This is a genomic window from Sphingomonas bacterium (assembly GCF_903644055.1).
Taxonomy (GTDB): Bacteria; Pseudomonadota; Alphaproteobacteria; order Sphingomonadales; family Sphingomonadaceae; genus Sphingomonas_I.
The window spans coordinates 1-4,469 of sequence record NZ_CAHJXD010000084.1; the positions used below are offsets into that span (position 1 = coordinate 1).

Annotated in this window: 5 protein-coding genes; all 5 read right to left on the reverse strand. The window is 68.3% G+C overall.

Translation table 11 applies throughout. The features are described 5' to 3' along the window. Nucleotides 1-601 (reverse strand): diaminopimelate epimerase (gene dapF, locus HUU94_RS03705; protein WP_174273770.1); only part of this gene is annotated, 601 nt, incomplete at its 3' end. A 52-nt stretch (nucleotides 602-653) separates the two neighbouring features. After that, on the reverse strand, nucleotides 654-1,724 hold the full coding sequence (aroC, locus tag HUU94_RS03710) for a chorismate synthase (protein ID WP_174273771.1): 1,071 nt from the start codon (nucleotides 1,722-1,724) through the stop codon (nucleotides 654-656). A gap of 15 nt (nucleotides 1,725-1,739) precedes the next feature. After that, the gene (gene fabI, locus HUU94_RS03715) at nucleotides 1,740-2,543 is read right to left on the reverse strand and encodes an enoyl-ACP reductase FabI (protein WP_174273772.1); all 804 of its coding nucleotides are present in this window, start codon (nucleotides 2,541-2,543) and stop codon (nucleotides 1,740-1,742) included. After that, entirely contained in the window at nucleotides 2,543-3,484 is a 942-nt protein-coding gene (locus HUU94_RS03720) for a YihY/virulence factor BrkB family protein (protein WP_174273773.1), read from the reverse strand. Before HUU94_RS03720 ends, fabI begins: the two co-directional genes overlap by 1 nt. A 31-nt stretch (nucleotides 3,485-3,515) precedes the next feature. Then, nucleotides 3,516-4,469 (reverse strand): amidase family protein (locus tag HUU94_RS03725; protein WP_254601923.1); only part of this gene is annotated, 954 nt, incomplete at its 5' end.

Consider the following 4,469-nt stretch of genomic DNA (forward strand, 5'->3'; position numbering starts at 1 on the left):
CGCGCTCCCACACGCGCAGGCGGATGCGGCCCGGCGCCTCGATCGTCGCGACATCGACGTTGATCCGTTCGGGAAACAGCGGGTCATGCTCGATCAGCGGCCCCAGCCTCGCGAGATCGATCGCGTCGCAGTCGGGGACGAAGAAGATCGCGTGCGGATTACCGACATTGACCAGCGCCGGGCGCTCCAGTTCTTCCCAGCCGACCGGGAGGTCGGCGGTATCCGCCGGGTAGGCGATCGGGATCGCGTCCCAGTGGAAGCGGGGGCTGCCCATGTCCACCAAGGGATGGGGCCCCTCGCTGCGCATCCGGAGCAATCCCGCCAGCGTCTCCACCGTCGCATCCCCGCCGATCAGCATCGCCACGCACCGCGAAGCATTGCCGCACGCTTCGGCTTCGCTGCCGTCGGAATTGAAGATGCGCATCCGGGCATCGGCTTTGTCGGATGCCTCGATCACGATGACCTGGTCGCAGCCGATGCCTTCGCGCCGATCGGCGATGGCGCGCGCGCGCGTCGAATCGATCGCGACCGGCGCCTCGCGCGCGTCGATCACCACGAAATCGTTGCCGAGGCCGTGCATCTTGTGGAAGCGGAGCGCCATGGCGCGCGATCTAGGGGGGCGGTCCCGCTAAGTCCATGCGGGCGGGCGATCGTCAGCCGCACTGCGCGCGGTGGAGCAATTTCTGGTCGGCCAGCACCAACGCGACCATCGCTTCCACCACCGGCGCGGCGCGGATGCCGACGCAGGGGTCGTGGCGGCCCTTGGTTCGGATGTCGGTCGCGGCGCCCTCGCGATCGATCGTCTCGACAGGGGTGAGGATCGAGGAGGTCGGCTTCAGCGCGACGCGCAGCACGATCGGCTGCCCCGTCGCGATGCCGCCAGCGATGCCGCCCGCATGGTTGGCGAGGAAGCTCGGCCCGCCGTCCGAGCCGGGCCGCATGGGATCGGCATTCTGTTCGCCCGTCAGCCGCGCCGCCGCGAAGCCGTCGCCGATCTCGACGCCCTTCACCGCGTTGATGCTCATGCACGCGGCGGCGAGCTCGCTGTCGAGCTTGGCATAGAGCGGCGCGCCCCAGCCCGCCGGCACGCGCTCCGCGACGCATTCGACGATCGCGCCGACCGAGGACCCGGCCTTGCGCGCGCCATCGACGATCGCCTCCCACCGCGCGGCGGCCTGGGCATCGGGGCAGAAGAAGGGGTTGGCGTCGATCGCGGCATCGTCGAACGCCGCGCGGTCGATCGCGTCGCCGCCGAGCTCGACCAGATAGGCGCGGATACGGACCTCGGGGATCACCGCGCGTGCCACCGCGCCCGCCGCCACCCGCGCCGCGGTCTCGCGCGCCGAGGATCGCCCGCCGCCGCGATAGTCGCGAAAGCCGTACTTCGCGTCATAGGCATAATCGGCATGGCCGGGACGATAGGCGCCGGCGACCTCCGCATAATCCTTCGATCTTTGGTCGACATTCTCGATCATCAGGCTGATCGGCGTCCCCGTCGTACGCCCCTCGAACACGCCCGAGAGGATGCGGACGCGATCGGGCTCCTGCCGTTGCGTCGTGAAGCGCGAGGTGCCGGGGCGGCGCCTGTCGAGCCAGGGCTGGATGTCCGCCTCGCCCAGCGCGAGCCCCGGCGGGCAGCCATCGATCACCGCGCCCAGCGCTGGCCCATGGCTCTCGCCCCAGGTCGTGAAGCGGAAAATGCGGCCGAAGCTGTTGACGCTCATCGGGCCGGCGCTCCCTCAGGCAAGCGCGATGTCCGGCGCGTCCTCGGCCTTCATGCCGATCACGTTGTAGCCGGCATCGACGTGGTGGATCTCGCCGGTCACGCCGCTGGCGAGATCGGAGAGCAGGTAGACGCCCGCGCCGCCGACATCCTCGATCGTCACGTTGCGCTTGAGCGGCGAGTTCAACTGGTTCCACTTCATGATATAGTTGAAGTCGCCGATCCCGCGCGCCGCCAGCGTCTGGATCGGCCCCGCCGAGATGGCGTTCACGCGGATATTCTCGGGCCCCATGTCGACCGCGAGATATTTGACGCTGGTCTCCAGCGCGGCCTTGGCGACGCCCATGACATTGTAATGCGGGATCACCTTCTCGGCGCCGTAATAGCTGAGCGTCAGCAGCGCGCCGCCATCGGGCATCATCGCGCGCGCGCGCCGCGCCACCGCGACGAAGCTGTAGGCCGAGATGTTCATCGTCATCAGGAAATTGTCGAGCGTCGTATCGTAGAATTTGCCGCGGAGCTGGCTTTTGTCGGAAAAGCCGATCGCGTGGACGAGGAAATCGATCGTCGGCCATTGGCCCGCGAGTTCGGCGAAGGCGCGGTCCATGTCGGCCTCGCTGGAGACGTCGCAATCGACCAGCAGCGGCACGCCGAGCTCCTGCGCGAGCGGGCGCACGCGCTTCTCCATCGCAGCGCCCTGATAGCTGAACGCCAGCGTCGCGCCCTGCGCCGACAAGGCCTTGGCGATCCCCCAGGCCAGCGACTTGTCGTTCGCCAGACCCATGATAAGCCCGCGCTTGCCCTCCATCAGACCTGCCATCATCTCTCCTCAGCCGCCTGTCGGCCGTCCTTTAGGCCTTCGTCCGGGGTTTCCGCCAGTGCCGCGTTGAGCTGGGCGCCGATCACCAGCCCGAAGCCGACCAGCCAGAAGAAGAGCAAGGCGACGATCACGCCCGCCAGGCTGCCGTAGGTCCGGCCGTAGCCGCCGAGCCGCGTCAGCGTCCACGGCAGGGCTTGCGTCATCAGCGCCCACCAGCCGGTCGTGAACAATGCGCCCGCCCATTTCGGACAGCGCGCATAGCGGTATTTGCTCGGCGTCAGCGTGTAGAAGATCAGGTAGAGCGCCACGAACAGCGTCCCCAGCGGGGCAAGCCGCGACCAGCCGATCCATGACAGCAGACTGTGCGCGAAAGGCAGCAGGTGGAGCACGAACTGCTCGACGCCGGTCAGCGCCAGTTGCAGCGTGAAGGCGACGAGCGTCAGCATCACCGAGACGATGATCAGCGCGATCGAGCTGAGGCGGTAATGCCAGAAGGGCTTCGAATAGCGCACGCCATAGGCGCGGCGGAGGATATCGCGGATCGTCTCGATGAAGCTGCCCGTCGTCCACAGGCCGACCAGCGCGCCCAGCCACAGCAGCGATCCGGTGCGCTGGGCGAGGACGTCGGCGATCGGCTGCTGGAGCAGCTCGCGGATCGATTTGGGCAGCGTGCGCGTGAAGCTGTCGATCGCCGCCATCGTATCGGGGCCGCGGCCGAGAAAATGCGCGCAGGCGGCGGTGACGATGAAGAAGGGGAAAAGCGTCAGCAGCGCGAGATAGGCGAGATTGCCCGCGTGGATGAAGCCATCCGAATAGACGCCGATCGCGATGCGTTTCACGACCTCGTACAGTCGCGCGCCGGGGCGGAGATGCGCGAGCGAACGATCCCAGCGGCTGCGGCGCCCGCGCTCCTCGGGGCTTTGGGGAGAGATCGCCTGCATGCCCGCTTTCTAGTGTCGCGAGCGCTGACGTCTAGCGAAGCGCCCCGCGCGTCTGTTCGTAGGCGTAGCCCAGCGCCAGCAACCGCGCCTCGCTCCATTTGGCGCCGATGAAGCTCAGGCCCACGGGCAGCCCCTGCACTCGGCCCATCGGTACGGTGAGGTGCGGATAGCCGGCGACCGCGGCATAGCCGCCGGCATCGGGACCGCCACCGAAATGATCGCCGTTGACGGGATCGATCGGGATCGCGGGGACGGCGGTAGGGCCGACCAGCGCCGCGACATCATTGTCCTTCAGCAGGCGGTCGATGCCCTCCGGCCCGGCGCGACGCTGCGAGCGCTCGCGCGCGGCGCGATAGGCGGGATCGTCGAGCCCCTTGGTCTTTTCGGAAACGAGGAAGGTCTCCTGCCCGAACAGCGGCATCTCGCGCGCGGCATTGGCGTCGTCGAAGGCGATGATATCGGCGAGCGTTCGCGTCTTCACCATCGGCGGGGTGGTTGCGAGATATGTCGCGAGATCGGCCTTAAGCTCGGTGTGGAGCACCAGCGATTCGTCATTCTCGAGGTCGATGCCGCTCTTTGCGATCTCGACCAGGGTCGCGCCCGCGCGGGTCAGCACCGCGAGCGCGGCTTCGAACAGCTTGTCGGTCTTCGGCGAGGCGCCCGTATCGAAGCGCATCACGCCGAGCCGCACGCCCCTGAGCGCGTCGGGTGAGAGCGTCGCGGCATAATCGGCGCGGTGCCCGTCGGCGTCGGCGGTGGCGGGATCGGCGGGATCGCCGCCTGCGATCACTGCGAGCAGCGATGCGGCATCGCGCACCGTGCGCGTCATCGGGCCGGCGGTGTCCTGGCTGTGGCTGATCGGCACGACGTGCGTGCGGCTGACCAGGCCGACGGTGGGCTTCAATCCGACGATGCCGTTCATCGCGGCGGGGCAGGTGACCGAACCGTCGGTCTCGGTGCCGATCGCGAGATCGACCATCCCCGC

What these genes read in the sequence shown, in the direction of transcription:
- HUU94_RS03720 (WP_174273773.1), bottom strand. Translation starts at nt 3,484, where the DNA reads ATGCAGGCGATCTCTCCCCAAAGCCCCGAGGAGCGCGGGCGCCGCAGC.
- aroC (WP_174273771.1), bottom strand. Translation starts at nt 1,724, where the DNA reads ATGAGCGTCAACAGCTTCGGCCGCATTTTCCGCTTCACGACCTGGGGC.
- fabI (WP_174273772.1), bottom strand. Translation starts at nt 2,543, where the DNA reads ATGGCAGGTCTGATGGAGGGCAAGCGCGGGCTTATCATGGGTCTGGCG.